Source organism: Kribbella sp. NPDC059898 (genome assembly GCF_042730855.1).
Lineage (GTDB): Bacteria > Actinomycetota > Actinomycetes > Propionibacteriales > Kribbellaceae > Kribbella.
In genome coordinates this window covers 278,206-297,745 of record NZ_JBHWKR010000002.1, presented here as the reverse complement: position 1 = coordinate 297,745, position 19,540 = coordinate 278,206, and the positions used below count along the sequence as shown (strand labels likewise).

The following is a 19,540-nucleotide window of genomic DNA, read 5'->3' as shown; positions in this document are numbered from 1 at the left end:
CCTCCGGGCTGAGGATCCGGAGCGCGAATCCGAGGAGTGTTGGGACCAACAACGAACCCCCTTGGAAGGAACTGAAATGTCGGCCCTGATCGGAATCCTGATTGGCGTCCTGGTGCTGGTACGGGTGATCGGCCGGCAGGTGACCGGCTCGCTCGTCACCCCGAAGTCGCTGGCGCTGATGCCGGCCGTCCTGCTCGGCGTCGGCCTCCTCTCGCTCGCCTCGGTGATCCACACCGCGACGCCCGGAGAGCTCGGCTTCCTCGCCCTCGAAAGCGTCGTGCTGATCGCCCTGGGCCTGGCCCGCGGTGCGAGCATCCGGCTGACTCCGACCGACGCGGGACCGTTCCAGAAGGGCACCGCCGCGACGCTCGTGCTCTGGCTGGTCACCATCGCCTTCCGGGTCGGTACGACGTTCGCCGCGGCCGCGCTCTGGCCGCACAACACCTTCGGCCAGGCGTCGATCGCCTTGACCGTCGGCCTCACGATCGGCGCGCAGAGCGCGATGGTCTACCGCCGCGCGCTCGCCATGAACCTCCCGCTCGCCGCCCAGCGGGCATGATGTGAGCATGAGTTGGACGCTGTCGGGCCAGGTACGGGACTCCTCCGTGCCTGGCCTGCTGCTGCGCGCGGTGCCCGGGCTGATCACGATCATCTCCGTGGTGGTCGCGGCGCGCAGCGACGACCGGCGGGCGCCGTACTGGGTGGTCCTGGTGCTCGGCGCGGTCGTTGTCGTAGGCAACCTGTCGCTGTTCCCGCTGAAGTACGGCGAACCGCCCGGCGTGGCCGGGTACGGGATGCTCGCCTTCACGCTGGCCGGATCCGCGCTCTGGTACGTGCTGCCGTCCAGCGCGATGCTCGTGATCCCATTCTGGGCCGCCCGTGCGGCGGTCCGGTACTTCCGCGCGAAGCCCCTGGAGTGGGTGATCGTCGGCGCCAGCATCGTCGGGGTCAGCGTGCCGCTGTACCTGACCACGCGCTCGGTGCCGGGTGCGTGCGGTGCGGCGTTCGGGGTGGTCGCGCTGACGCTCGCGGCGATCAACCGTCGGTCGCGGGAGCAGCGGCTGGAGGAGCTCGAGGTGTCGCTGGCCCGGAAGCAGGCCGCGATCGAGGAACACGGCCGGGCCGCGGCGCTGGCCGAACGGGCGCGGATCGCTCGCGACGTGCACGACGTACTGGCGCATTCGCTGGCCGGGTTGTCACTGAGCCTGCAGGGTGCGCGGCTGATGCTGGTCCGGGACGGGGCGTCGCCGGATGCGATCGAGCAGGTCACGCGGGCGCAGGGGCTGGCCGCGGAAGGGCTGGCCGAGGCGCGACGGGCGGTTGCGGCGCTGCGGGAGGACGCGGTTCCCGACGTGCGGGCGCTTGCGGATCTTGTGACGGCGTACCGGCTGGAGAGTGGGGCTGTTGCTGTGTTCGAGGTGGACGGGGAGGAGCGGGAGTTGCCGGCCGACGTGTTGAGCACGCTGTACCGGACGTTGCAGGAGTCGCTGGCGAACATCCGGAAGCACGCTCCGGGCGCGCCGGTCAGGGTGCGGTTGTCGTACGGCGCGGTGGTCGGGCTGACTGTGGACGACGAGCAGGACAAGCGCCCGGAGCGGGCGGCGCCGGGCGGCTATGGTCTGCTCGGGATGCGCGAACGTGCCGACCTGGTCGGCGGATCACTGGAGGCCGGCCCGACATCAACGGGCTGGCGGGTAGAACTGAAGGTGCCGGCGTGAGTGTGCGAGTGGTGGTCGCCGACGACCAGACCGTCGTTCGGGACGGGCTGGTGACGTTGCTGAAGCTGCTGCCCGGGATCGACGTGATCGCGGCCGCGTCCGACGGGCGCGAGGCGGTGGCGTTGGTGGCGGAGCACGATCCCGACGTACTGCTGGTGGATCTGCGGATGCCGGCGATGGACGGGGTGGAGGCGACCCGGATCGTACGGACGGAGCACCCGCGGACCGAGGTCGTGGTGCTGACTACGTACAGCGACGACGACTCCGTCCTGTCCGCGCTGCGTGCCGGTGCCCGGGGCTTCCTCACCAAGGACGCCGACGCCGAGTCGATCGGCCGGGCCCTGGAGGCTGCCGCCAACGGCCAGTCCATCCTCGACGCCGACGTCCAGCGCCGCCTGATCGAAGGCACCACCACACCGGCCAAACCGGTCGCCGACTCCGGCCTGACCCCGCGCGAGCTGGAAGTCCTCCGCCTGATCGCCGAAGGCCTCTCGAACACCGAGATCGCCCGCCACCTGGTGGTCAGCGAGGCCACGGTCAAAACCCACATCAACCACCTCTTCGCCAAAGCCAACCTCCGCGACCGAGCCCAAGCCGTCGCCTACGCCTACCGCCTAGGCCTCGCCTGACGCACCGCATCCATCAACAGATCGAGGTGCCCGCGGTGCTGCGCGACCTCCTCGAGCATGTGCAGATAGATCCACCGCAGACTCACCAACTGCCCGCCGAACGACCCCCGCGCGGCGAGCTCGTCCAGCGACGCGACCCGCCCAGCCGTCGCTCGACTGGCAGCGCACGCCTGCTCGTACAACTCCCGTAGCTCAGCCACAGAGTTGGCTCCGGCCGAGTGGAACTCCCAGTCCGGATCCGACGCGAACGGCGCCGACCGCCACGGCTCAGCCGACGGCACGTCCAGCAACTTGTGGCTGAACCACAGATCCTCCATCGCAGCCAGATGCTTGACCACCCCGCCGACCGTCAGGTCGGTCGCGGGGAGCGGACGGGCTGCCGCCTCGGCGTCGGTTACCTCGTCGAGGGTGCGCAGTACGCCGGCGCGGTGGAAGTCGAGGAACTGTTCGAGCGAGCGCCGTTCGGGCGCGGCTACTGCTGGATGACCGGTCACGACGGACAGTGTTGCGTGGGGACCGGTCCGTGCTCTACCGTGAATGTATGAAGAGTTCTGCAGATGTGCAGCAGGATGCGTGTAGCGTGCGGCTGGTGGATCCGGAGCGGGTGGCGAGTGTTGATGCCAGGATGCCGGGGGAGCAGGACATCGTCGACACGGCGGATGTTTTCGGCCTGCTCGGGGATCCGCGGCGGCTGAAGCTGCTGGTGGCGTTGCTCGACGGGGAGCTGTGTGTCTGCGATCTCGCCGCGATCACCGGGCTGAGCGAGTCCGCGACCTCGCACGCGCTCCGGCTGCTGCGTGCGCACCGTGTGGTCGCCGTACGCCGGGACGGGCGGAACGCCTTCTACCGGCTCGACGACGCGCACGTGCGGATGCTGCTGGATCTGGCCGTCGCGCACACCGAGCACACCGACGCCATCCATCCGGAAAAGAACGGCCACCCGGAAAGGGCCGAGGCATGAGCGCCGGCCACGGGCACGGGCACGCCGTCAACGCGGCCGCCGACCGGAAGCTGCTCAGCGGCGCGCTCGCGCTGATCGTCGGCTTCATGATCGCCGAGGTGATCGTCGGACTCGCGGCCGGCTCGCTGGCGCTGGTCACCGACGCCGCGCACATGCTCACCGACGCGATCGCGATCGCCCTCGCGCTGCTCGCGATCCGGCTCGCCGCGAAACCCCCGCGCGGCGGCTTCACGTACGGCTTCAAGCGCGTCGAGATCCTCTCCGCCCAGGCGAACGGCATCACGCTGCTCCTGCTGGCGGTCTACTTCGTGTACGAGGCCGTCAACCGGCTGATCCACCCGCCCGAGGTCCAAGGCGCGCTGGTCCTGATCACCGGCCTCGTCGGCATCGTGGTCAACCTGCTCGCCACCTGGCTGATCAGCAAGGCGAACCGCTCCAGCCTGAACGTCGAGGGCGCGTTCCAGCACATCCTCAACGACCTGTTCGCGTTCATCGCCACCGCGATCGCCGGTCTGATCGTGCTGCTGACCGGGTTCGCCCGGGCGGACGCGATCGCCGCGTTCGTGGTCGCCGTACTGATGCTGAAGGCCGGCATCGGGCTGGTCCGCGACTCCGGCCGGATCTTCCTCGAGGCCGCGCCGGCCGCGATCGACCCGCAGGCGCTCGGCGCCGAGCTGTGCGCGATCGAGGGCGTCGTCGAGGTCCACGACCTGCACGTCTGGGAGATCACCTCCGGCGAGCCGGCCGCGTCCGCGCACATCCTGGTCGCGGAAGGCCTCGACTGCCACCAGATCCGGATCCGGATCGAGGAGGTGCTTGCGGAGCGCCACCACCTGACGCACTCCACGCTCCAGGTCGACCACGCGTCCGCGGGTCGGGTCGAGGAGCACTGCAGCGACTCCCACGGCGCCGTACACCGGTCACCTACAACCGCTGCGCCAGCACCTGACCCCGCCATTCCTCCGGCCCACTGAACTCGCTGAACGTCTCCGTCCGGGTGAACCCCTGCCGCTCGTAGTACCGGACGAGCGCGCCGTCACCGCCCGCGAAGCAGTCGACCCTCAGCAACCCCACCCCGGCCGCACGCGCCAGGTCCCGGGCGTGGTCGAGCAGTACGCCGCCCACGTTCTGCCCGGCGGACGCCCGCTCGGAGACGAGCAGCCGCACGTACAGCTCCGGCTCGGCGACGGGCGGGATGTGCGCGAGCGCCGTACCGACCGCGACCGCGCCGACCACGCGCCCGTCCGCCTCGCCGACCCAGAGGCCGCCGTCGTCCGCGAACCCGGTGATCTGCGCGACCCGCTGCGGGCTGGTCGAATGCAACCGGGTCCCCCACTGGTCGGTACGCCCGCGGGAGACCAGCCACAGGGTCGCGCCGTCGAGGAGCGCCAGAACCGCCGGTACGTCGTCCCGCCCGGCCCGGCGGATCGTGATCTGCACGATTTTCAGAATAGTGTCGAAACACCGACGGCGGTCTCTACCTATGGGGTGTAGAGAGGAGCTCACGATGAGCAAGCTGGACAAGACGTTCACCGCGCCGCTGCTGAAGAGCGACGCCAAGGGCGGCTGGACCTACGTGCAAATGCCGGGGTCGGCCGAGTACTTCGGGACCCGCGGGCTGGTCAAGGTTCGCGGCACGATGGACGGGCACCCGTTCGAGAGCTCGTTCATGGCGCTCGGCGACGGGACCCACAAACTTCCCGTGAAGGGTGCGCTGCGGGACCTGCTCGGCAAGCAGCCGGGGGACTCGGTCACGGTGCATCTGGAAGAGCGTCTCGGATGAGAGTGACTTCCATTTGATCTGAGATCACCGTCACAGCGGGTCATGTTCTGAGTAAGGACTGTGTGAAGAATCGGTGCTGACCCGCTGCTCGGGGTGGGGATCCTTCCGGCCGGACCGTAAGTTCGGAGCGGGTGGTCCGACGAAGAGGAGTGAACGAAGTGCTACGGGGCTCAGGCGGCATGCCGTTGGCATGCCCAACATCAGCGGTTCCGGACGTTCCGTGAGCGTGCTGAACAAGGTGCTCGGCGTTGCCGGGGCGGTGCTGCTGCTCGGCGGGGCGCTGCTCGGGTTCCGGACGGTCTCCTCGGGCGGGACGAGCTGCGGCTCGGCGTTCCGGCCGGCCGGCGGGATCACGCCGATGTCCTGCGACAACGCGCTGAACAGTGCCAGCACACTGACGACGGTGGTCATCGTCGCGGGCGTGCTCTGCCTGATCGGTGCGATCGCGGTGAAGATGCTCAGCGACCGCGGCCAGCAGAAAGTCACCGCCTGATCCGCGCGGTGTGTGACACAGTGCGGCGGTGACGATCGAACCGTTCCGGCTGGACGTGCCGGAGAGCGAGCTGGACGACCTGCGCCTCCGGCTGGACCTGGTGCGGTGGCCGTCGGAGCTGCCCGGTGCCGGCTGGTCGCGCGGCGTACCGCTGGACTACCTGCGGGACCTGGCCGCGTACTGGCGGGACGGGTACGACTGGCGGGCGGCTGAAGCGCGGTTGAACACGTGGCCGCAGTACACGACGGTCATCGACGGCGCGACCGTGCACTTCGCGCACCTCCCGTCGACGTCGCCGGACGCGATCCCGCTGGTGCTGACGCACGGCTGGCCCGGATCGATCGTCGAGTTCACGTCCGTCGCTCCGCTGCTGCGCGACTTCCATCTGATCCTCCCGACCATTCCGGGCTTCACGTTGTCCGGCCCGACCCGGGAGGCCGGGTGGGAGTTCCAGCGGGTGGCGCGCGCGTGGACCACGTTGATGACGCGGCTCGGGTACGAGCGGTACGGCGTACAGGGCGGGGACTGGGGCGCCGCGATCTCGCGTGAGGTCGGGCGGATCGACCCTGAGCGCGTGCTCGGCGTACATCTGAATCTGATCCCGGGCGCGGGCGCGACGTCCGAGCCTTCCGCCTCGGAGCTTGCCGGGCTGTCCGACCTCGAGCAGGAGCGGACGTGGGCGTCGTGGCGGCGGCAGCAGTCGTTCGCGGCCGAGCAGCAGGGGTACGCCGACCTGCAGTCGACGCGGCCGCAGACGCTCGCCTATGCGCTGACGGACTCGCCGGTCGGGCAGTTGGCGTGGATCGCGGAGAAGTTCGCGACCTGGTCGGACGGGGAGATCGACCGGGACATCCTGCTCACCAACGTGATGCTGTACTGGCTCACCCGGACCGGCGGGTCGTCCGGCGCGATCTACTACGAGCGCGCCCACGCGGCGTACTGGGGTCAGCCGCCCGAGCCGTCGCGGACGCCGACCGCGCTGCTCGACCTCGCGCACGAGAACTTCATCCCGTTGCGGCACAAGGCCGAGCAGAGCAACAACATCGTGCGCTGGACGTCGCATCCGCACGGCGGCCACTTCGCGGCACTGGAGCAGCCGGAGGTGCTGGCCGCGGACATCCGCGCGTTCTTCAGGGCTTGAGGATCAGCTTCCCGGTCGTACGGCGGGCCAGCAGGTCCTCGTGCGAACGGCGGGCCTCTTCCAGCGGGTACTCGGCGCCGACGAGCGGGCGGAGCTGCTTGCGGGCGGTGAGATCGAGCATCGCGGACAGCGGGTGTTCGTACATCCCGGGCAGGTTCATCGCGGGCACGAGCCAGAAACCCGCCACCGAAAGGTTGCGCTGGGCAAGCGCACTCGGGTCGATCGGCGGCCGGCCTTCGCGGTTGGCGTTGCCGTAGTTCACCAGCCGCCCGAAGTCCGCGAGGCAGTCCAGCCCGGCCTGCGTCGCCGCGCCGCCGGTGGGATCCAGGACGATGTCGACACCGCCGCCCGCGGCTTCCCGGACCCGTTCCACGTAGCCGTCCAGGTCGTTGTCCACGGCAACATCCGCGCCGAGTCCCAGCGCCAGCTCGCGCTTGGCGGGCGTGGACGCCGCCGCGATCACCCGGCCGGCGCCGAAGTGCTTGGCGAGCTGGATCGCGAGCGAGCCCACACCGCCCGCGGCCGCGTTCACCAGCACGGAGTCGCCGCAGTCCATCCGGGCGCTCTTCCGCAGTACATGCCAGGCCGTCAGCCCCTGGATGAGCAGCGCGAGCGCCTGCCCGTCGGTGACCTCGTCCGGTACGTCGACAGCGCGGTCCTTCGGCGCGACGGCGTACTCGGCGTACCCTCCGCCCGTCGCGAAGATCGGTGCGAGGATCCGGCGGCCGGTCGTCGTACGGCCGACGATCTCCACACCCGGCACGAACGGCAGTGTCACGCCGCCGCGGTACGAACCGTCGGTGCGGTGCGTGTCGGCGAAGTTCACGCCCGCGGCGCTGACCTCGACGAGCAACTGGTCCTTGCCGGCGACCGGCGGATCCAGCTCGGCCGGTACGAGTACTTCGGGGCCGCCGAACTCGGTGACCTGGATCGCGCGCATAGGGGTTCCTGTCCGATCTGCTGGGCGAACTATCGTTACCACATGAGTTTTACCGGTTTCCCCGCGGCCGCGCTGGACTTCTACGACGATCTCGAAATGGACAACACCAAGAGCTTCTGGACGGCGCACAAGCACGTCTACGAGGAGTCGGTGCGGGCCCCGATGGCGGAGCTGATGGCCGAGCTCGAGGAGGAGTTCGGTACGGCGAAGCTGTTCCGCCCGTACCGCGACGTCCGCTTCGCGAAGGACAAGACGCCGTACAAGACCCATCAGGGCGCGTACGTCGCGGTCGCCCCCGCCACCGGCTGGTACGTCCAGGTCTCCGCCCCCGGCGTACGCGTCGGCGCCGGCTTCTACGACGCAAGCTCCGACCGCCTCGCCCGCGTCCGCACCGCCATCGCCGACAACCGCCGCGGCAAACAACTCGAAGATCTCCTGGCCACCCTCACCGCCGCCGGCTGGACCATCGGCGGCGACAAACTCAAAACCACCCCCCGCGGCTACGACCCCGACCACCCCCGCATAGATCTCCTCCGCCACAAATCCCTCAACGTAGGCAAGAACTACGGCTTCGACCCCTTCATCCACACCCCCGCCCTCACCACCCAAATCCGCACCGACTGGCAAACCACCAAACCCTTCATCACCTGGCTAACCGACAACACCTAACTGAACAGAGGGGGAGGAGAAGAGCGAAGGGAAGGAAAGGCAAGGGAAGGAAAGAGGGGAGTGGGGTGTGGCCGGGTCGGGTGTGGAGCCGGGCCTGGGTGGGGTGAGGGTCGAAGGGAAGGAAAGACGAGGGAAGGAAAGAGGGGAGAGGGGTGTGGCCGGGTCGGGTGTGGAGCCGGACTTGCAAGGGCAACAGTTCAAAAGAAACTTACGAGGTTCGGGCACGTTGGCGGGGCGCAGGTTGCTTGTCGACTGGTGATCCGTAGAGGCTGAACCGGCTCGGCGGCTAGACTCGCCAGTCGCATGCTATTGGTGACCATCCGGCTACTGTTTGTCAGACAGCTTGGCGGCTGAGAACTGGTGGAGGGAGGCTGGATGGCTGAGCTGCGCGGGCGTCGCGGAGGTGATGCAGGGGATGCGGAGGGCCTGGGTTCCGGTCGAAACGGCTCTGCAGCGGTGGATCGCGGCGAGAGCGCGGCACCCGGTCCGGGCGTCAATGCTCCTCAGGACCGGCGACCCGTGGAGAAGTCGCGGGGCGAAGAAGCTGCCCAAGGGGTCGACGCTTCGGCCGAACTGCCGCCGATCCGGTCCGAGGATCGGAACGAGCAAGCCCCGGAGGTACGGCGGGAGTCCCGGTCGGCGAAGCCGGCTGAGACCGTGGCAGACGACAGGTTGACGGCAACCGCTGCCGCCTCAGACGGTCACGCTCAGATCAATCCTGACCACGAACGAGTCGATGGACCGGCTCGATCCGATGAACCGTCGTCTCCGACCCGTACTCCGGCAGATCGCGGTGGAGACGAGCGAGATCCGTCTGCGTCCTATCCCGCGGAGCTCCGGGCATACATGCAGCGCGACGACACTTTGGCGCGCCTCCAGTATCTGAGCGATCCCCCAGCCGAGTCCGACGCCATGGCCCAGCCTCCTGAGCCCCAAGATTCTCAGCGCATGTGGACACCGGCAGCGAGCGCCGCGACCCGACGGCTGTTGATGCTTCCGAGCACAACGAAACTCCCTCCGAGGCCGTCGAGCCGGTACTGGCGCCAACGGCAAACGGTGAGGAGCCTCAAGCCGCGACCACCGGAGACCGATCGGACGCCGGCTCCGCGCTGCCGCCGCCTGTCCAGGAGGAACCCACGCAGGCGGATGACGCCCCGGATCAGCGGTTCGAACCCTCCGTTACATCGGTCCGAGACGCCTCTGACGAGGTGCCCGCGAACCTGCGCGAGAAGATGCTCCAGGACGCCAGCTTCACCCGCCTCGGCTGGGGAACGGATGAATATTCGAACCCGGAGCAAGTCGATGCCGACGAACCGGTCATGGTCGACCCAGCGCCCGCCGCCGCGACCGAGGATCACGGTACGCCGAGCAGCCTGAAAGCAACCGCACCGCCCACATCGCTGAACTTGTCGCCCGACATGACAAGACTTGGAGCACAACCGAGGCGGCTCTCCCAGCGGGACCGCTACCTGAATCCGCCAAGAGCCTCAGCGTCGAGGTGATCAACGCGATGAACCCCGACGTACGCCGCATCCTCGAGTATCAGGCGCCGCGGAGTACATCGCCGCGAACAAGGACTAACGCCCGTGGCTCGAACCTGCCGCCGAAGCCCTGGAGCAAGTCCAACGGATCTTCGCCGCCATCGACCAAGGCAACGGCCACGCCCACATCCGCCACGGTCCGATGGGCGACGACCAGCTGTACGCCGACCGAGTCGCCCGCCTCGATGACCCTGCGCAGGTCGATCCGCAAGAGCGGGCCCGGAGCATTGACGGCTTTGTCGCCGGCCAACCGCACTACTGTGCTCAGGAGTCGACCAGAATTCACGATCCGGCCGCATTCGTCGCCGCCTTCGCTGGAGCTGTGAAGCATCCGCGGGTTCGGGCGGCTCTGGACACACCGTGGCTGGACGGCGTTCCGCCGCCCCGAGGGCTGAGGGTTCTGATCGCCGAGCTACTCGGGCCGCAGGGTCATGAAGCCTGCTCCGGATTTCGCTTGGTCGGTGAGGGCGTCGAGTCGAAGAAGGCGCGGAAGGAGTGGGTCAAGGCCAGAGCCGAGGGACGCGACCTGACAGGCATCCCAGCGCCGCAGGCAGAGCGAATCCCCACCTTCGAAGGCGGCAACATCGTCATCAATTTCAGGGCCAATCCCGCCGCGGCCAGATACGAGGTGGTCACGAGGTTTCCCTCCCCTCCGGATACGGATCTCAAGAAGGGCTGACCAGTGCAAGGTGTTGACAGGTATTGGCTGGATGGTCGCGACGGCCCGTTTGCAACCTTTCTGTCCTACGTGCAGTCCTATTATCACCCCGAAGTCAGGTATGACAATTTCTCGACCTTCGTCGAATACGCGCGGAAGAATCCGGTCGACGATCCTGATCTGCTGACCTTCAAGCACGAGTTGGTCCGTCTGCTGCGGGGTGAGCACGATGGGTTGGATCCGATGGCGTTAAGCGTCGCGGCCGAGTACGACGACTTCGACTCCGACGACGAATTCCTCGCTTGGCTATGGCACGAACTCTATCCGGACGAGGCGCTGCCAACTCCGAAGACGTGACCGTTTGATGGAGGACCGCATCGCGGCGCTCGTCCCGTTCGCTACCTTCCTGGGCGTGCTGCGGGGCCTACTATCACCTCTAGGACCGGAACCAGAACTTCTGCATGATGAGTCAGCGCGCATAATCGGCCGGTCAGGACGGCGTTGAGTGGGCGACATTCAGGAGCGAGTTTGTCCAGTTGTTACAAGGGCGTCGTGAGGGATTGCTGCCCCGGGCGATCGAACTCGCAGCGGAATATGACGAGCGGGATACCGAAGACGAGTTCCTGGCTTGGCTGTGGCACGAACTGTATCCGGACGAGGCGCTGCCAACGCCGGAGTCGTGACCGCTCTCCGGGGAGAGGACTGAAGGGTGGCTGGAACGATCGAGTTGACGAGCGGGATCAGATGGTCTGTTCCTTCCTGGGCGTTCGAAGCAGTTGTCGAGTACCTCATCGACGAGTTGGCCGGCGATCCGGCTGTCGAGACACTGAAGGAAGTTGCCGAGAACAACCTGGGTTGGGTCGGCATCGACCAGTTCGAGGATGTTCAGCGGGTCCGGATCCTAACGCTCCTGCGTGACGGACTCATGCAGCACGTCGAGCAGCGCGATCCAGCCGGCGCGACTGGGCGCATTCGCGAGCTCTCGGAGCTAGCTGGCCTGACCCTGGCTCGGATGTACAAAGGCTGACCAGCTACGTCGGATGGGGGATTCACCATGCTGACTGAGGAAAGGTTCGCCGAGGTGGCGCAGGCTGCCAAGCAGAACCTTCGTACGGCGCTCGATCTGATTGCCATACATTCCGAGCAACCTGTGCGTGGATCTCAGCCACGGGCGACGCTGAACCCTTTCACGGTTCTCGCAGCGGTGGGTGCTTGGGAGCGATTCGTCGGCGATCTGATGAGTGCCGCCGCCCCACGCCCAGACAACGAAGCGTGGAAAGGGCCCGGTGCGCACAAAACCAAGCCAGGCGCTCACTGGCCAGAATCGTTGGACGGCCACCTCCTGCGGTTGCGAATTGCGACCGGCTCGGTGACAGAACGTTGGGAAGCGAAGTTCCCGGCGTCAGGCTGGACTGGGATCCGGCCGCGCGGGTGGAAGAGTCGACCAGGCATCGCCCAGCGAGGACCGCGCGGCGTTGGTGCACTATGTGTCGCAGATGAGCTACAGCCGGAACGCGGCTGCCCACTTCGCTCTCGCACAGAACGCAGCTGCCGCGAAGGACGATGAGGGTCACTACGTCTGGGAATCCGACGCAGACAATCCGAGCCTTCAAGCAGGTTACGCGCGAGGCGTTGCGGCAGTTCTCGTCCAGCTTGTCGATTGCACGGCCGCGTTGGTGGCCGAGGATCAGGGCTGGTCTGCAGACCGGCATCGGTTGCCGAAGGACTGGTTCGACGCGGAGTCGCGGTCAGCTCGCTACGCGGGCATACAGCTTTGGGCTGGTGAGGCCCTTCACCGTCGTTGACGGGTCCCCGCCCGGTTCTGGAGGAGATTCGGGCAGGGGCCGGTTGGTGACGGAGCCGGCAGTCTCGTGGCGATCATGCACGAGGGTGCGGCTGAGGAGGCCCGTTGCCGGCTCCGTCAGCTCATACTTCGTCGTGCCAACGGCGGAAGGTGTGGTTGAGGTGCGTCCACAGACGCCCCCACCACCGGCGTCGGCGCTGGCCTTTCACGAGTCTGCCGCGGGCTGGGCAACCGGATCGTTCGTCACACGGAGGGAGACGAAGCGGCGGCGCATCGCGGATTCGTAGTCCGCCGCCGAGGCTGGATCGGAGATGTGGTCGGCGATGACGTGCTCGCCGAACCACACGCGGACGCGGCGTTCGGTCGGGTGGGGAAGTTGGGTCGTGGTCATCGGTCGCCCAGGTCCCGGGCGATGTCGCGGATCATCAGGATCGCGACGACGGTCGTGCCGATGATCAGTGCCCACATGCCGGTGATCACTGCCGGCCACCCCGTTCCGCTCGTGTCATGACAAGAACGTACGGAGCGTGACACCTCTTGTACCATACGAATCTGGGGACGGAAGGGGCCGCGAATCTCGTCCGAGTGGTCGGCAGGTCAATCGTTCCGCTCTCGATGTGTACCGTGCCGGGCCCGAAATGAGAGGTTGTGGACGATGGCGAGACCAGTCGGCCCTCCGACAGTTCGGCTCCGCCGACTTGCAACCGAACTGAAGGCGCTCCGAGCCGAAGCCAAACTCACCAGGGAACAGGTCGAGGATCAGACAGGCGTCAACCAGGGCACCCTATGGCGGCTCGAAACTGGCCAGACCAAGCCCCACAACGGCACCCTTGAGACCCTCTTCGAGCTGTACGGCGTCTCGGACTCGCGCCGCGCTGCACTCATAGAACTGGCCAAGGACTCGAAACTTCCCGGCTGGTTCCGGCAAACGGAAGATGCGAACTTCAACGAGGTGACCTCCAGCGGCCTCGCCGCCTACATCGGCTTCGAGGCCGAGGCGAAGTCGATACATACATATGAGTCGTCATTCGTGCCCGGGCTTCTTCAGACAGAGGCTTACGCGCGCGCCGTGATGCTTGACTTCTTGCCGATCGTGCCCGATGTCGTCGAGATGCGGGTGCGGACACGCATGGCGCGGCAGGTTGTCCTCACTGCGGAGAGGCAGGGACGGGTTCCTCTGGAGTTCTGGGCGGTCATCGACGAAGCAGTTCTCCGACGGCAAGTCGGCAGCAGCGCCGTCATGCGCGAGCAACTCGAACATCTGCTGCAGATGAGCGACTGGCCCAACGTCATGCTGCAGGTCGTTCCCTTCGGCCGCGGGATGTACCCCGGAATGGGTAGCCCGTTCAGCCGGCTCAGGTTCGGTGGCGGAGTACCTGACGTCATTCACGCGGACGGATTGGTGGGCGACATCTTCCTGGAGCGGGAGGCCGACGTCGAGTTGCACGGTCGCGTCCTCGATCACGTACGGGCCTTGGCTCTCAGCCCCCGCGACTCCGGCACTCTGCTTGCCGCGCTGATCGCCGAGCAGACGCAGTAGCGGTATCCACAACCTTGCATTTCGGGTGCTGTGAGGTGCGGCGACCGGCCAGTTCGATGCCGAAGGCGGCATCCTCGGCACCGTAGATCCGTATGGTGCCGGATCACCACCCTTCGTACTGTCGTTCCATGGCGACCGCAGAGTTGAGCTTGGTGTTCCAGCCCAGCCCGTACGGCGGCCGTGAAGGTGGGCGTTGGGAGCGACGCACGCTGTATTGCTACGCGGCGGAGTGCCTCGTCCGCAGACTGCGTGATCTCGCAGAGGTCCAGCGGACCGCCTACCGAGCCTCCACTGAGCGCGGCTACCAACTGGGGCCGCTCTTCGTCGAGGAAGACGAGTCCGGTCGGGCGATGCATGCGCTGATGGATGCGGTTGCCGACCACAAGGGGGCAGCTGCTGTAGCGGTTCCGCACCGCGGACACCTCATCCCACTGGGGCGGCCGCGCGTCTGGGAGTGGCTTCTCGAAGAGCTCACCGATCATCCGCTCGTCTTCACGAGCCGTGCCCCCTGATCAGCGGGGCGGGCATGCAGGCTCCCTGTCGCCCGTGCCCGTCCCGCTTTCCAAGCTTTGCTCATGAAAGGGCACGCTGATGCTCAGCAGCCAACGGATCGTCCCTGGGGTCTGACTCGCGCCACCGCGCTCGCGGAGCCGACAGCGGCCGATCCGCCGGCCGCGATGGCAATCGATCCGGACACCCAATTGACGATCTACTACGACGCCGGTGGACAGATCGTGCATGCCGGTCCGCCGGTGTGATCCCGCGGAGATGCTTGGCGCGCAGTTGGAGGTCGCAGCTCAGTACAGCGTCGGTCCGAGCCGCGTCCGTACCGCGGCACGCGAACTCGACATCCAGCACGTCCGAGCTGTCTACTACCGCCGCCCGTCGCCGTACCGAGCGCCTGCCGGTTTGGCCGATCATGATGGGCGCTTCGCAGCCGATCAGGTTCGCCACGGGATAGGTGGAGTCCTCGCCGGCATCCGGGCCCGCTGGGTGACGAGGCGCGAAGTTTCGCGACGGCGTACGACCGTGTGCTCTACAAGCCGTTGCACGTGCACTTGCCCGGCGAGAAGCAACGCGGCCGGGGATCGTGAGCCGCTCTCAGCTCTCGAATTCCTTGCGGATGCGCGAGATGTGGTCGCGGGACTTGCCCGGCTGCGGAGCCGCGACGCAGAGAGCTTCCATGGCGGCCGTGTATTCGTCGAGTTCGCCAGGGGTGTCCAGGTACAAGGCACTGGTCAGATGCTCGATGTAGACCTTGTCCGGCAGATCCGACTCCCGGAACCGGAGGATGGTGAACGCTCCAGCCTGGGCTGCGTGACCACCGAGACTGAACGGTGCAACCTGCAGCGTGACGTTGGGCATCTCGGAGACCTTGAGTAGGTGATCCAGTTGGTCGACGATACAGCTGATACCGCCGACCGGGCGGCGAAGAGCCGCCTCGTCGATGACAGCCCACAGACGGACCGGCTCGGGGCGGGTGAGTGCCTCCTGCCGCCTCATGCGCAGTGCGACCCGACGCTCGACCTCCTCGGTCGGGACGCTTCCACGACCGAGCTGCACGACCGCGCGGATGTAATCGGGTGTCTGCAGGAGCCCTGGAATGAGTTGCAGGTCGTAGAGGCGGATCAGCTCTGCATTGCCCTCGAGATCAATGTAGGACTGGAACCAGTTCGGCAGGACGTCGCCGAAGCGGTGCCACCAGCCCGGGTTGTTCGCGTCGCGGGCGAGTCCGAGCAACCGGCCACGCTCTTCATCGTCATCGAGTCCGTACAGGGCCAGCAGGTCGCTGACATCGCGCTCACGCAGGCCGACGCGACCGAGTTCCATCCGGCTGATCTTGGACTCCGACGCCCGGATCTCCCACCCCGCGTCGGCCCGGCTGATGCCGGCAGCCAACCGCATCCGCCGCAAATGTCCTCCGAGAACGATCCGCAGCGCGGTCGGTCCGCTTTGCGCGCCCGACACGGTCACACCCACCTCCCAGCGGCCCCAGCGATCACCCGTGATCCACAGATGCACATCATCGCACGCGGCGGCGCCGTTATGCCGAAGTTCTTACAAACCGACGACACCTGTGCCTCGAGCATCACGGAGCGTGAGTCTAGCCGACGGCCGATTCATCGATTTGTCAGTACATGGAAGTGCGTCACGGGATAGGCGAACACCGTTCGATCTGGCCTGATCCAGGCCGATCCAGGCGGAGAGGGGCCGAATGTGGTCTCGAATTGGAAAACGTGCGGATGCACGTGCATCGGGCGCTTGCATTCGGTACGTGCTGACGCCATGATTGCTTCATGCACAGAAGGTGAGCTGGATCGTGCGATACGTGACATCGCGTGAGCCGGCAGGCCGGTCCTACAGAGCGCCGACGGCCCCCGTTGGCATGACTGGTTGGGGAACCCGAGTCGATGAACGACGACGACAGTGAACTGGTGACGAGCACCGCCGGAACGGCTGGTGGCGGCGCGCCCGAGGAACTGACGGAACGGGAGATCCGGGACCTGGTCGCGCGTTGCCCGGAACAGCAACGCTGGGCCTTCGAGGGCTGGTTGCGTGGTGTCCGTCAGCTCGACGGCGACCCGATCGTGAGCCTGGCCCCATGACCGCTGAGACCTCAAGAGGAGGACGGAAAATGGTACGGATCTGGCTGGGTGATCACCTGATTGCCGAGTATGCCGCCGAGCCGGACCGCGCCTCGCGGTACCAGCGGGTGATGACCCCGAAGTTCACCGGATTGCGCATCACTGTTGACAATTCGGCCACCGGGAAGGCGTCCGAGCTGCCGAGCGAGCAGCTCTGGCCGCTGACCGTCCAGTAAGTCCGTACCTGCCCCTCAGGCACGCCAGGGCCGACTCTCGCCGGAGAGTCGGCCCTGACGTTTTGTATGCCGTCGAACGGCCTGTCGAGGCGTCTCGCTGGACGGCCGGCGTACTCAATCCCTATGGGCAGATGAAAGGGCCCCTTCGTCACTCGCCTGGCGAAGGGGCCCTTGCTTTCGGTACTGCCGGTACTGCTCAGATCAGGTCTTCGAACTCGCCGTCGTGAACGCCGCCGAGGAACGCTTCCATCTCCGCCTTGGTGAAGACCAGGGCGGGGCCATCGGAGAAGCGTGAGTTGCGGACCGCTGTGCCGCCGTCCGGCAGCTTCGCGACCTCGACGCACTGGCCGTTCGAGTTGCTGCGCTGGCTCTTGCGCCAGATCAGCTCGCTGTTCGAGTTGCCCGGCATGCCGTTGTAGTTCCCTGTCATCGGCTGCACCTCCATATGCGGTTGCAGATGCACGTGCATCTGAGCTTGCATCTGCATCGTACACACTTTTGGGTCGTGTGTCCGCACCCTTACTTCTTGTGATCGTGCGGCCCTGAAGCGAGCGTTCGATCACCGGAAACGGTCGCGGTCGGTGACAGCTCAGGGATTCGGGACCGGTGCGTGCATGAGATCGGTGGAGCTGGGTACGACTTCGGGTGCAGGCATGACCGTGGTTCAGCGAAGTGCCACGCCGTGACAAGACAGTCGCGAGGTCATACCAATGGTCACGAACATCATTGAGCGGGCTTCGGCCCGGTACGGCGCCCCGACCGATCGGGCCGCCCGTGAGACAGCTACCCGGGAACTGATGGAACGCCGGGCGGCCAGCACCGGCGAGGGCGAGCGCCAGGAACTCCTCGAACAGGTGGTCGAACTCAACCTGGAGATGGCCCAGGGCATCGCGCGCCGCTTCCGCGGCCGGGGCGCCGAGGCCGACGACCTGGAGCAGGTCGCGTATCTGGGGCTGGTGAAGGCGGCGCATCACTACCGGCTGGAGGCGGAGACGCCGTTCATCGGGTTCGCGATCCCGACCATCCGGGGTGAGGTCAAGCGGTACTTCCGCGATTGCGCCTGGACGGTACGGATCCCGCGCCGGCTTCAGGAGATGCAGGGCACGATCGCGAACAAGCTCCCGGAGCTGGAGCAGGAGCTGAACCGCGAGCCGACGCCGGCCGAGCTGGCCGAGCACCTCGAGGTGGAGGTCACCGAGGTCGAGCAGGCGCTCGCGGCGAAGGGCTGTTTCAACGTGCTCTCGTTGGACCGCCCGGCCGAGACGGACGCCGAACTGACGCTGGCGGACGTCGTCGCGGACGACGACGACGCGAGTATCGACCAGCTGGAAACGGTCGAGATGCTCGAGCCGGTGCTCGCCGACCTGGGTGAGCGCGACCGCCGCATCCTGCAGTTGCGGTTCGTCGAGGGCTGGACCCAGTCCGAGATCGGCGACGACATCGGTGTGAGCCAGATGCAGGTGTCGCGGGTGCTGCGCCGGATCCTCGACGACCTGCGGGACAAGCTCGTCCCCGAGCAACGCGCCGCCTAGGGATCGCCAGGCCATCACAATCGGCATCGGCGGGCGCGTCTGAGCGCGGCGCGCCCCGGGAGCGGGTGATTGTGATGGCCTGGGCATCCGGGCCTTCGCGACTCGCTGGTTGCCGATCTCACTCCGTGTGCCGGGGGAGCGGCACAATGGGGGTGGACGAGGGGATGAGTCGTTGTTGTTGGCCTTGCGGATGTTCCGGACCGTGCCCGCGGACGCGGTCGCGGTCCTTCGCGCGTATCCGCCGATGGTGGTCTGCTTCGCCGCCGCGCTGACCGGCACCGCGCTGGTGTTCGACGTGTTCTACCTCGTGGCCAGTCCGGGGCTCACGCTCGCACTTGTCTATACAGTGCCGGTGCTCGCCGGTCTGATCGCCGGACTGGTTGCCGCGGCCGACGACGTCGGGCTGGAACGCCGGGTGCTGCTCCGGACGGTCGGCCTGGCCGTTGCCCTCGGCATCACCAACGCGATCGTGGTCGCGATGGTCGCCGCGATGTTCCGCACCGACCCGTCGAACTGGTCCGCCGGTGGTCAGTCGGTGCTGTTCGCGGGTTGTACCGTGCTCGCGGTCGCGATCTCCGTCGTTGCCTGCCGCAAGCTGATCGATGCACTCGGCATCGAACTGCGCACCCGACTCCCGCACCGCCGCGCGGCCCGCAGCCCGATCGCCGCTCCCGCGGTCGCCGCCCCGAGGCCCCGGGTCAGCAAGGAAGCAGCAGCCCGCGCCGAACCGCCGCCGCCCCCACCACCACCCGCGCCAGTCGCCGCCGAGGACACGATCCCGGTCTTCGTCCCCCCACCCCCAAAGATCGTCGACCTCGACGAGGCCCGCCCCGTCACCCCCACAGGCGCCGCCACCCCCCGCCCCCGCCGCACCACCCGCCGCCCCAACAAACCGGGCCGCCGCCCGGGCTCCTGACACCGCATCGCCGGACCGCACCGACTGACACCCCGGGCTGCGATCATCGACGTACCCGACGGAACGGAGGCGAGATGGGCGACGAGTTCCTGTCACGTGAGCAGAAGGCGGCGCTGGAGGCGATCCACGGTGACCGCGGCGATCCCAGTGAACCGTTCGTCGCTGATGACGGCAGCGGCGGAGTGCGCGTCGAGCCAACCGACGACCTGCGGCTTCGGCTCAGTCGCGGCAAGACTGGAGGTGCGCGCAGCGCCAAGTCGCGCTGACGCATTTGCAGCAGCGCGGCACGGTGACCGCATTTGCAGCAGCGCGGCACGGTGACCGCATTTGCAGCAGCGCGGCACGGTGACCGAGCCGACGTCCGCACGCGCTACTTGGAGCTGCGAGACTGTCG

The 19,540-nt window shown here is 67.3% G+C and carries 27 protein-coding genes; 21 read left to right on the top strand and 6 right to left on the bottom strand.

Annotated features, from left to right (window positions below; genetic code table 11):
- Positions 1-76: 76 nt before the first annotated feature.
- The 3 genes from ACFV9C_RS06985 to ACFV9C_RS06975 are packed head-to-tail and all read left to right on the top strand — an operon-like array spanning position 77 to position 2,347.
- On the top strand, positions 77-559 hold the full coding sequence (locus ACFV9C_RS06985; RefSeq protein ID WP_380191231.1) for a hypothetical protein: 483 nt from the start codon (positions 77-79) through the stop codon (positions 557-559).
- A gap of 7 nt (positions 560-566) precedes the next feature.
- A complete protein-coding gene (locus tag ACFV9C_RS06980) occupies positions 567-1,718 on the top strand; it encodes a sensor histidine kinase (protein ID WP_380191229.1) in 1,152 nt (383 codons plus the stop codon).
- Positions 1,715-2,347, top strand: coding sequence for a response regulator (locus ACFV9C_RS06975; protein ID WP_380191227.1), 633 nt, complete (start codon positions 1,715-1,717; stop codon positions 2,345-2,347). The genes ACFV9C_RS06980 and ACFV9C_RS06975 overlap by 4 nt, the downstream gene beginning before the upstream one ends.
- Here ACFV9C_RS06975 and ACFV9C_RS06970 read toward each other — a convergent pair.
- Positions 2,326-2,841 (bottom strand): DUF664 domain-containing protein, encoded by a 516-nt coding sequence (locus ACFV9C_RS06970; RefSeq protein WP_380191225.1) that lies wholly within the window; start codon positions 2,839-2,841, stop codon positions 2,326-2,328. The two genes, ACFV9C_RS06975 and ACFV9C_RS06970, sit on opposite strands and share 22 nt — an antisense overlap.
- Positions 2,842-2,888: 47 nt before the next feature.
- Here ACFV9C_RS06970 and ACFV9C_RS06965 point away from each other — a divergent pair, with 47 nt between their 5' ends.
- Positions 2,889-3,308, top strand: a complete 420-nt coding sequence (locus ACFV9C_RS06965; RefSeq protein ID WP_380191223.1) for an ArsR/SmtB family transcription factor — start codon at positions 2,889-2,891, stop codon at positions 3,306-3,308.
- Positions 3,305-4,282 (top strand): cation diffusion facilitator family transporter, encoded by a 978-nt coding sequence (locus ACFV9C_RS06960; protein ID WP_380191221.1) that lies wholly within the window; start codon positions 3,305-3,307, stop codon positions 4,280-4,282. Before ACFV9C_RS06965 ends, ACFV9C_RS06960 begins: the two co-directional genes overlap by 4 nt.
- Here the strand turns inward: ACFV9C_RS06960 and ACFV9C_RS06955 are convergent.
- A complete protein-coding gene (locus tag ACFV9C_RS06955) occupies positions 4,233-4,748 on the bottom strand; it encodes a GNAT family N-acetyltransferase (RefSeq protein WP_380191219.1) in 516 nt (171 codons plus the stop codon). The genes ACFV9C_RS06960 and ACFV9C_RS06955 overlap by 50 nt on opposite strands.
- A 67-nt stretch (positions 4,749-4,815) precedes the next feature.
- Here ACFV9C_RS06955 and ACFV9C_RS06950 point away from each other — a divergent pair, with 67 nt between their 5' ends.
- The 3 genes from ACFV9C_RS06950 (at position 4,816) to ACFV9C_RS06940 (ending at position 6,725) form a co-directional block, all read left to right on the top strand.
- The gene (locus ACFV9C_RS06950; RefSeq protein ID WP_380191217.1) at positions 4,816-5,091 is read left to right on the top strand and encodes a DUF1905 domain-containing protein; all 276 of its coding nucleotides are present in this window, start codon (positions 4,816-4,818) and stop codon (positions 5,089-5,091) included.
- 220 nt (positions 5,092-5,311) lie between these two features.
- The gene (locus ACFV9C_RS06945; protein ID WP_380191215.1) at positions 5,312-5,584 is read left to right on the top strand and encodes a hypothetical protein; all 273 of its coding nucleotides are present in this window, start codon (positions 5,312-5,314) and stop codon (positions 5,582-5,584) included.
- A gap of 28 nt (positions 5,585-5,612) precedes the next feature.
- Positions 5,613-6,725, top strand: coding sequence for an epoxide hydrolase family protein (locus ACFV9C_RS06940; protein WP_380191213.1), 1,113 nt, complete (start codon positions 5,613-5,615; stop codon positions 6,723-6,725).
- Here ACFV9C_RS06940 and ACFV9C_RS06935 read toward each other — a convergent pair.
- The gene (locus tag ACFV9C_RS06935; RefSeq protein WP_380191211.1) at positions 6,715-7,665 is read right to left on the bottom strand and encodes a zinc-binding alcohol dehydrogenase family protein; all 951 of its coding nucleotides are present in this window, start codon (positions 7,663-7,665) and stop codon (positions 6,715-6,717) included. The two genes, ACFV9C_RS06940 and ACFV9C_RS06935, sit on opposite strands and share 11 nt — an antisense overlap.
- Positions 7,666-7,707: 42 nt before the next feature.
- Here ACFV9C_RS06935 and ACFV9C_RS06930 point away from each other — a divergent pair, with 42 nt between their 5' ends.
- From ACFV9C_RS06930 to ACFV9C_RS06910, 5 genes are all read left to right on the top strand, one after another.
- Positions 7,708-8,334, top strand: a complete 627-nt coding sequence (locus ACFV9C_RS06930; protein WP_380191209.1) for a DUF2461 domain-containing protein — start codon at positions 7,708-7,710, stop codon at positions 8,332-8,334.
- A gap of 950 nt (positions 8,335-9,284) precedes the next feature.
- A complete protein-coding gene (locus tag ACFV9C_RS06925) occupies positions 9,285-9,836 on the top strand; it encodes a hypothetical protein (RefSeq protein WP_380191207.1) in 552 nt (183 codons plus the stop codon).
- A gap of 181 nt (positions 9,837-10,017) precedes the next feature.
- Positions 10,018-10,554 carry a hypothetical protein gene (locus ACFV9C_RS06920; RefSeq protein ID WP_380191205.1) on the top strand — a complete coding sequence of 179 codons (537 nt, stop codon included), beginning with the start codon at positions 10,018-10,020 and terminating at the stop codon, positions 10,552-10,554.
- Between the two features lie 3 nt (positions 10,555-10,557).
- A complete protein-coding gene (locus ACFV9C_RS06915) occupies positions 10,558-10,890 on the top strand; it encodes a hypothetical protein (protein ID WP_380191203.1) in 333 nt (110 codons plus the stop codon).
- 352 nt (positions 10,891-11,242) lie between these two features.
- Positions 11,243-11,560 carry a hypothetical protein gene (locus tag ACFV9C_RS06910; protein WP_380191201.1) on the top strand — a complete coding sequence of 106 codons (318 nt, stop codon included), beginning with the start codon at positions 11,243-11,245 and terminating at the stop codon, positions 11,558-11,560.
- Positions 11,561-12,542: 982 nt separating this feature from the next.
- On the opposite strand, the gene ACFV9C_RS06905 is transcribed toward ACFV9C_RS06910, so the two are convergent.
- The gene (locus tag ACFV9C_RS06905) at positions 12,543-12,728 is read right to left on the bottom strand and encodes a hypothetical protein (RefSeq protein WP_380191199.1); all 186 of its coding nucleotides are present in this window, start codon (positions 12,726-12,728) and stop codon (positions 12,543-12,545) included.
- Between the two features lie 264 nt (positions 12,729-12,992).
- Here ACFV9C_RS06905 and ACFV9C_RS06900 point away from each other — a divergent pair, with 264 nt between their 5' ends.
- The 3 genes from ACFV9C_RS06900 (at position 12,993) to tgmA (ending at position 14,635) form a co-directional block, all read left to right on the top strand.
- Positions 12,993-13,877, top strand: coding sequence for a helix-turn-helix domain-containing protein (locus tag ACFV9C_RS06900; RefSeq protein WP_380191197.1), 885 nt, complete (start codon positions 12,993-12,995; stop codon positions 13,875-13,877).
- A 128-nt stretch (positions 13,878-14,005) separates the two neighbouring features.
- Positions 14,006-14,389, top strand: coding sequence for a hypothetical protein (locus tag ACFV9C_RS06895; RefSeq protein WP_380191195.1), 384 nt, complete (start codon positions 14,006-14,008; stop codon positions 14,387-14,389).
- Positions 14,390-14,452: 63 nt separating this feature from the next.
- On the top strand, positions 14,453-14,635 hold the full coding sequence (tgmA, locus tag ACFV9C_RS06890) for a putative ATP-grasp-modified RiPP (RefSeq protein WP_380191193.1): 183 nt from the start codon (positions 14,453-14,455) through the stop codon (positions 14,633-14,635).
- A 343-nt stretch (positions 14,636-14,978) separates the two neighbouring features.
- Here tgmA and ACFV9C_RS06885 read toward each other — a convergent pair whose 3' ends face one another.
- Positions 14,979-15,851 carry a helix-turn-helix domain-containing protein gene (locus ACFV9C_RS06885; protein WP_380191191.1) on the bottom strand — a complete coding sequence of 291 codons (873 nt, stop codon included), beginning with the start codon at positions 15,849-15,851 and terminating at the stop codon, positions 14,979-14,981.
- A gap of 437 nt (positions 15,852-16,288) precedes the next feature.
- Between ACFV9C_RS06885 and ACFV9C_RS06880 the strand changes: the two genes are divergently transcribed.
- Positions 16,289-16,483 (top strand): hypothetical protein, encoded by a 195-nt coding sequence (locus tag ACFV9C_RS06880; RefSeq protein WP_380191189.1) that lies wholly within the window; start codon positions 16,289-16,291, stop codon positions 16,481-16,483.
- Positions 16,484-16,512: 29 nt separating this feature from the next.
- Positions 16,513-16,698: a hypothetical protein gene (locus ACFV9C_RS06875; protein WP_325037519.1), complete on the top strand. Its 186-nt coding sequence runs from the start codon at positions 16,513-16,515 to the stop codon at positions 16,696-16,698.
- A gap of 196 nt (positions 16,699-16,894) precedes the next feature.
- Here the strand turns inward: ACFV9C_RS06875 and ACFV9C_RS06870 are convergent, their stop codons facing one another.
- On the bottom strand, positions 16,895-17,128 hold the full coding sequence (locus ACFV9C_RS06870; protein WP_380191187.1) for a DUF397 domain-containing protein: 234 nt from the start codon (positions 17,126-17,128) through the stop codon (positions 16,895-16,897).
- 280 nt (positions 17,129-17,408) lie between these two features.
- Between ACFV9C_RS06870 and ACFV9C_RS06865 the strand changes: the two genes are divergently transcribed.
- From ACFV9C_RS06865 to ACFV9C_RS06855, 3 genes are all read left to right on the top strand, one after another.
- Positions 17,409-18,230: a SigB/SigF/SigG family RNA polymerase sigma factor gene (locus ACFV9C_RS06865; protein ID WP_380191185.1), complete on the top strand. Its 822-nt coding sequence runs from the start codon at positions 17,409-17,411 to the stop codon at positions 18,228-18,230.
- 172 nt (positions 18,231-18,402) lie between these two features.
- Positions 18,403-19,146 carry a hypothetical protein gene (locus ACFV9C_RS06860; RefSeq protein ID WP_380191183.1) on the top strand — a complete coding sequence of 248 codons (744 nt, stop codon included), beginning with the start codon at positions 18,403-18,405 and terminating at the stop codon, positions 19,144-19,146.
- A gap of 74 nt (positions 19,147-19,220) precedes the next feature.
- Positions 19,221-19,412, top strand: coding sequence for a hypothetical protein (locus tag ACFV9C_RS06855; RefSeq protein WP_380191181.1), 192 nt, complete (start codon positions 19,221-19,223; stop codon positions 19,410-19,412).
- Positions 19,413-19,540 lie beyond the last annotated feature (128 nt).

What these genes read in the sequence shown, in the direction of transcription:
- ACFV9C_RS06985 (WP_380191231.1), top strand. Translation starts at nt 77, where the DNA reads ATGTCGGCCCTGATCGGAATCCTGATTGGCGTCCTGGTGCTGGTACGG.
- ACFV9C_RS06980 (WP_380191229.1), top strand. Translation starts at nt 567, where the DNA reads ATGAGTTGGACGCTGTCGGGCCAGGTACGGGACTCCTCCGTGCCTGGC.
- ACFV9C_RS06965 (WP_380191223.1), top strand. Translation starts at nt 2,889, where the DNA reads ATGAAGAGTTCTGCAGATGTGCAGCAGGATGCGTGTAGCGTGCGGCTG.
- ACFV9C_RS06960 (WP_380191221.1), top strand. Translation starts at nt 3,305, where the DNA reads ATGAGCGCCGGCCACGGGCACGGGCACGCCGTCAACGCGGCCGCCGAC.
- ACFV9C_RS06950 (WP_380191217.1), top strand. Translation starts at nt 4,816, where the DNA reads ATGAGCAAGCTGGACAAGACGTTCACCGCGCCGCTGCTGAAGAGCGAC.
- ACFV9C_RS06935 (WP_380191211.1), bottom strand. Translation starts at nt 7,665, where the DNA reads ATGCGCGCGATCCAGGTCACCGAGTTCGGCGGCCCCGAAGTACTCGTA.
- ACFV9C_RS06930 (WP_380191209.1), top strand. Translation starts at nt 7,708, where the DNA reads ATGAGTTTTACCGGTTTCCCCGCGGCCGCGCTGGACTTCTACGACGAT.
- ACFV9C_RS06920 (WP_380191205.1), top strand. Translation starts at nt 10,018, where the DNA reads ATGGGCGACGACCAGCTGTACGCCGACCGAGTCGCCCGCCTCGATGAC.
- ACFV9C_RS06905 (WP_380191199.1), bottom strand. Translation starts at nt 12,728, where the DNA reads ATGACCACGACCCAACTTCCCCACCCGACCGAACGCCGCGTCCGCGTG.
- ACFV9C_RS06900 (WP_380191197.1), top strand. Translation starts at nt 12,993, where the DNA reads ATGGCGAGACCAGTCGGCCCTCCGACAGTTCGGCTCCGCCGACTTGCA.
- ACFV9C_RS06895 (WP_380191195.1), top strand. Translation starts at nt 14,006, where the DNA reads ATGGCGACCGCAGAGTTGAGCTTGGTGTTCCAGCCCAGCCCGTACGGC.
- tgmA (WP_380191193.1), top strand. Translation starts at nt 14,453, where the DNA reads ATGAAAGGGCACGCTGATGCTCAGCAGCCAACGGATCGTCCCTGGGGT.
- ACFV9C_RS06880 (WP_380191189.1), top strand. Translation starts at nt 16,289, where the DNA reads ATGAACGACGACGACAGTGAACTGGTGACGAGCACCGCCGGAACGGCT.
- ACFV9C_RS06875 (WP_325037519.1), top strand. Translation starts at nt 16,513, where the DNA reads ATGGTACGGATCTGGCTGGGTGATCACCTGATTGCCGAGTATGCCGCC.
- ACFV9C_RS06870 (WP_380191187.1), bottom strand. Translation starts at nt 17,128, where the DNA reads ATGACAGGGAACTACAACGGCATGCCGGGCAACTCGAACAGCGAGCTG.
- ACFV9C_RS06865 (WP_380191185.1), top strand. Translation starts at nt 17,409, where the DNA reads ATGGTCACGAACATCATTGAGCGGGCTTCGGCCCGGTACGGCGCCCCG.
- ACFV9C_RS06855 (WP_380191181.1), top strand. Translation starts at nt 19,221, where the DNA reads ATGGGCGACGAGTTCCTGTCACGTGAGCAGAAGGCGGCGCTGGAGGCG.